The sequence below is a fragment of the Fictibacillus aquaticus genome (assembly GCF_002245695.1).
Taxonomy (GTDB): domain Bacteria; phylum Bacillota; class Bacilli; order Bacillales; family Fictibacillaceae; genus Fictibacillus; species Fictibacillus aquaticus.
Map to the genome: position 1 here is coordinate 1 of NZ_NOII01000068.1, position 4,648 is coordinate 4,648.

Genomic DNA, 4,648 nt, shown 5'->3' on the forward strand with positions numbered 1-4,648 from the left:
CACGTTCTATAATGTCATAAAAGAATATTAAACAAAACAAAACCAGCCTGATGATCAGGCTGGTTTTGTTTTGTTGTTTCCACTTTTACTTCCAAGAAAATGTTAGCCAAAACTTGGCCCATGAACAAAACCCTTCTTTTGCTTCCCCGTATTTACTTCGAAGGAGATGTTAGACAATATACCGTCCAAGAACCAATTCAAAACCCGCAAGCATAATGCTTGCGGGTTTGTGGATTTTATTTAATCATTCACAAAAAATGTTCCCGTACAGATCGTTTCGGCAGGACCGGTCATCAGCACATCTCCTGCTTCTGTCCAGTTAATGATGAGGTCTCCTCCAGCCAGGTGCACTGTGATATCGTCTCCACGATGAGCCTTTCCGTTTAGCACAGCGGCCACAGCGGCGGCGCATGCACCCGTTCCGCACGCTTGTGTCACTCCAGATCCGCGCTCCCAAACACGGAAGTGCATCTCTTTTTCTGAGACCATCTCGACGAACTCGGCGTTCACCCATTCCGGGAACATCGGATCCTTTTCGATCACAGGACCCAAAGTCGTGAGTGGTGCATCCTGAATATTTTCAATAAAAAACACGGCATGCGGATTGCCCATCGATACAGCGGTCATATCCAAACGCGAGCCGCCAAAAACCACCGGCTCGCTTACCACTTCTTTTTCGAAGCCAAGGAGCGGCAATTCAGAAGGCTTCAACCTTGGTTTCCCCATATTAACCAACACTTGCTTTACGATTCCGTCTACCTCTGTAATTTCCGCTGTAACAAGTCCCCCAAGCGTTTCAATCTCAAAGCTTGTGTCAGATACGATGCCATTTTCGTATGAATATTTGGCTACACACCGCAGACCGTTGCCGCAATTCTTAGCTTCTGATCCATCGTTGTTGAATACCCTCATTTTAACTGGAGCGATTTCAGAAGGACATATGAGGATCATTCCATCAGAACCGATACCCGTGTATGGGTTTGAAACTTTCCGCGCCAATTCTGGCAGTTGTTCTTCATTCAAACGCTCTTCCAACATGTTTACATATATATAATTGTTTCCAAGTCCATGCATTTTCGTGAAATTAAAAGTTCTCATGCAGTTCTCCTTAACGGTTCTCTCTCAGCTTTTCATCCGCCCATAAATAGTCATCATCCGCTTTTAAAATCGTAAGCTTGCCATAGCAGCAAGGCATAATTAGGAGCTGTTTGATTCCTTCCTTGGCAAGTTCCAAAGAATCTTCAGAAAAAGAAGTGAGCACACTGGTTTTCCTGCAGAATGGGCATTCCTGCAAGTATATATCATCCATCGTTTTTTCATATGGCCACGTGTTTTCAAAAGTAAGCATGCTTTCCCCTCCTTCAAGCACTGAAAAAAGTGCATTATCATTCACATTTTTTATGTTCTCAAGTATAATGGGATTTGTAATACAATACAATAGCGATCCATCTTCGGGGCAGGGTGAAATTCCCGACCGGCGGTATTTGAAGATTCCCTCTTCATCAGCCCGTGAGCTGAACGTTTTCTAGTTAAACGTTTTGCTGATCTGGTGCAATTCCAGAGCCGACAGTATAGTCTGGATGGGAGAAGATGTCGGTGCACGTTTTGAAGACCAATCAAGACGGGGCCTTAGCTTAAGTGTGCATTCTTGTTTAATAAGGATGCTTCTTTCGCAATGCCCGCTGACGAAGACACTCTCCCTTGACGATTAGTTCAGTCAAGGGTTTTTTAATGTCAGAAATCAGCTGTGCTGCATTTGAAATCAGAGATGGCGCAACACACAAAAGGAGAGATTTCAATGCAACAAGGGAAAGCAAGAAAAATGGTGGCAGTCTCTATGCTGAGCTCCATCGCGTATTTACTTATGATGCTGGATTTTCCGTTTCCAGGACTGCCGGCATTCTTAAAAATCGATTTTAGCGACGTGCCTGCACTGCTCGCTGCCATCATCTTCGGTCCGCTTGCCGGCATAGCCGTAGAAGGCATCAAGAACCTTCTGCACTATGGTATTCAAGGCAGCATGACAGGTGTACCTGTCGGCGAGATCGCCAACTTTATCGCAGGTTCATTATTCATCATTCCTGCTTCATATTTTTTCCGTAAGTATAAGACAATTAAAGGCTTGTCTATCGGCTTAGTAGCTGGGACAGTATTGATGACGTTCATGATGTCATTCTTAAACTACGTGATCATCCTGCCTGCTTATACTTGGTTCCTGAATGCCCCGCAGATGACTAGCGGTGCAATGATTGAAATGATTACGGCAGCTATTGCTCCGTTCAACCTTATAAAAGGAATCATCGTTGCTGTCTTGTTTTTAGTTCTGTTTACCCGCTTGAAGCCGTGGATAATCAGACAATCACAGCAAGCTTAATATATAAAATCATACCGCCTGTCCTTGTGGCAGGCGGTATTTTCGTGCCTGAACAAATATAAAAAAACAGTGCCGGCATTCGCTTGGCACTGTTTTTTTATATTTATTATTAAAGGATAAACATTCCTGCAACCGCACCACTTAGAAGGTTCGCAAGTGTTGCTGCGATAACAGCCTTCATGCCAAGCTTCGCGATATCTTGACGGCGGCTTGGTGCCATTGAACCAAGTCCTCCGATCAGCATAGCGATAGAAGAAAGGTTAGCAAACCCGCAAAGCGCGAATGAAACGATCGCTACTGTTTTATCTTTAAGTTCAGGAATCTTTGGTGCGAACTCAGAGTACGCTACGAATTCGTTCAGTACGAATTTCTGTCCGATAAATGTACCTGCTTTAATCGCTTCGTCCCAAGGAACACCGATAACAAATGCGATCGGCGCAAACACATACCCTAGGATGCTCTGAAGCGTGATATCTGCTCCGAACCAGCCGCCGATACCGCCTAAAATACCATTAAGAAGACCGATCAATGCGATGAATGCAAGAAGCATTGCTCCGACGTTTAATGCGATCTGCAATCCGTCTGAAGCTCCGCGTGCAGCAGCATCAATTACGTTAACTGTATCTTCATCACGCTCAAGCTTGATCTCACCCATCGTTTCAGGCTCTTCTGTTTCTGGCATCATAAGCTTAGCCATTACAAGTCCTGCTGGAGCACACATAAAGCTTGCCGCGATCAAATAGTTAAGCGGTACACCAAGGAGATAATAGCCGACAAGTACAGAACCCGCAACAGAAGCAAGTCCGCCGACCATTACAGCAAACAGTTCAGACTTTGTTAAACGGCTCATATAAGGACGGATAACAAGCGGAGCTTCTGTCTGTCCTAAGAAAATGTTAGCTGTTGCGCTCATCGACTCTGCTTTACTTGTACCGAGAAACTTAGATAATGCACCGCCCAAAATACGAACGACCCATTGCATAATTCCAAGGTAATACAATACTGAAATCAAAGAAGAGAAGAAAATAATTACCGTTAGAACTTGGAAAGCAAAGATAAATCCTTTTCCTTCTTCCGGAATCATGCTTCCAAATAAGAACGTGATCCCTTCATTTGCATACGATACAACATTAGAAACACCCGTTGACACCGCTTGCAATGCTTTTTTGCCTGTCTCCCATTTAAGAACGATCAAGGCGAATGACACTTGAATAGCCAGCGCGCCAAGCACTGTGCGCCAGTTAATCGCTTTCTTATTAGAAGAAAGCAAATATGCGATGCCGAGAATAACCAGCATTCCGCCAATACCCCATAAAATAGACATCATCTATTCCCCACCCCTTATACAATTTAGAAAACGCTTTCTTTTTCGTAATAGTTGTCAGACTTCTCGACAACTGACCTTTTAAAAATAAACAAAAATCGACAAAAAAGCAATGCTTTTTTCTCTAGTTATTTTTCCCAGTTGATTGTTTCTCATTCTTTGGCCCTAATAAACGGTATAAAAAAACACACACCGTTTTCAAAAGGTGTGTGTTAAAACATCGGATTTTCATCTAAAAATTGATATATGTTACTGACGAGTTCATCAGGTGTTTCTCCTGTAACTGTTTCGCCGTTAACGAGCGCAAAAAGCGAGCGCGAGCATTGTCCGCAGTAACCAAGGCATCCATACTCAATTACATCAAGATCATAGTCCTTCTCTAGCTGCTCAAGTGCTCTTTGTGAACCGTTTGCCAGGTTGCTTATGCAAAATTCTATTATAGGCTTCAATCTGTCATCACCTCTTCATCATTCCTATCCTATCTTTTTCCTTTGCCTCCGTCAATTTGAAAGGCCTGAAACACCCCTCTAATTCGACAAAAAGTGGTTGTGAAATCGTCTTGAAGTGCTATACTTATTACTGACTGAAATATGGAATCGGTTTCTTTTTTTATGTTGTCTGTGAAAGGGTATACAAACCATACAGGATTAAAGATGTAACAGAAAAGGGGAAATGCCTCATGAAGCAACTAGTAATGCTAGGCGGAGGATATGGCAACATGCGCGCTTTAAAGCGTCTGCTCCAATCATCCAGCCTTCCGGAAGACATCCAGCTAACACTGATTGACCGCGTCCCGTACCACTGCTTAAAAACGGAATATTACGCACTTGCAGCGGGAACGATTTCCGACCATCATATCCGAGTTCCTTTTCCGGACCACCCTCGCCTGAAAATCGTATATGGCGAAGTGACGGAAATCCAGCTCTCTGAAAAAGCTGTCCATTTACAAG

General features: G+C 43.6%; 5 protein-coding genes, 1 pseudogene and 1 riboswitch. Of the genes and pseudogenes, 2 read left to right on the forward strand and 4 right to left on the reverse strand.

Annotated elements, in window-relative coordinates:
- Positions 1–240 precede the first annotated feature (240 nt).
- Both dapF and CGZ90_RS19690 read right to left on the reverse strand, forming a co-directional pair.
- Positions 241–1,098 carry a diaminopimelate epimerase gene (gene dapF / locus CGZ90_RS19685; protein ID WP_094254194.1) on the reverse strand — a complete coding sequence of 286 codons (858 nt, stop codon included), beginning with the start codon at positions 1,096–1,098 and terminating at the stop codon, positions 241–243.
- A 10-nt stretch (positions 1,099–1,108) separates the two neighbouring features.
- The gene (locus tag CGZ90_RS19690; protein ID WP_094254196.1) at positions 1,109–1,348 is read right to left on the reverse strand and encodes a hypothetical protein; all 240 of its coding nucleotides are present in this window, start codon (positions 1,346–1,348) and stop codon (positions 1,109–1,111) included.
- 95 nt (positions 1,349–1,443) lie between these two features.
- Positions 1,444–1,596, forward strand: a riboswitch (FMN riboswitch).
- A 202-nt stretch (positions 1,597–1,798) separates the two neighbouring features.
- Here CGZ90_RS19690 and CGZ90_RS19695 point away from each other — a divergent pair.
- The gene (locus tag CGZ90_RS19695; RefSeq protein WP_240515498.1) at positions 1,799–2,374 is read left to right on the forward strand and encodes an ECF transporter S component; all 576 of its coding nucleotides are present in this window, start codon (positions 1,799–1,801) and stop codon (positions 2,372–2,374) included.
- A 109-nt stretch (positions 2,375–2,483) separates the two neighbouring features.
- Here the strand turns inward: CGZ90_RS19695 and CGZ90_RS19700 are convergent, their stop codons facing one another.
- Both CGZ90_RS19700 and CGZ90_RS19705 read right to left on the reverse strand, forming a co-directional pair.
- Complete coding sequence (locus CGZ90_RS19700) at positions 2,484–3,698, reverse strand: NupC/NupG family nucleoside CNT transporter (protein WP_094254198.1); 1,215 nt, start codon at positions 3,696–3,698, stop codon at positions 2,484–2,486.
- A gap of 212 nt (positions 3,699–3,910) precedes the next feature.
- A complete protein-coding gene (locus tag CGZ90_RS19705) occupies positions 3,911–4,147 on the reverse strand; it encodes a YuzB family protein (RefSeq protein ID WP_094254195.1) in 237 nt (78 codons plus the stop codon).
- Between the two features lie 230 nt (positions 4,148–4,377).
- Here CGZ90_RS19705 and CGZ90_RS19710 point away from each other — a divergent pair.
- Positions 4,378–4,648 (forward strand): annotated as a pseudogene (locus CGZ90_RS19710) (NAD(P)/FAD-dependent oxidoreductase); the annotation flags it as partial.

What these genes read in the sequence shown, in the direction of transcription:
- dapF (WP_094254194.1), bottom strand. Translation starts at nt 1,098, where the DNA reads ATGAGAACTTTTAATTTCACGAAAATGCATGGACTTGGAAACAATTAT.
- CGZ90_RS19690 (WP_094254196.1), bottom strand. Translation starts at nt 1,348, where the DNA reads ATGCTTACTTTTGAAAACACGTGGCCATATGAAAAAACGATGGATGAT.
- CGZ90_RS19695 (WP_240515498.1), top strand. Translation starts at nt 1,799, where the DNA reads ATGCAACAAGGGAAAGCAAGAAAAATGGTGGCAGTCTCTATGCTGAGC.
- CGZ90_RS19700 (WP_094254198.1), bottom strand. Translation starts at nt 3,698, where the DNA reads ATGTCTATTTTATGGGGTATTGGCGGAATGCTGGTTATTCTCGGCATC.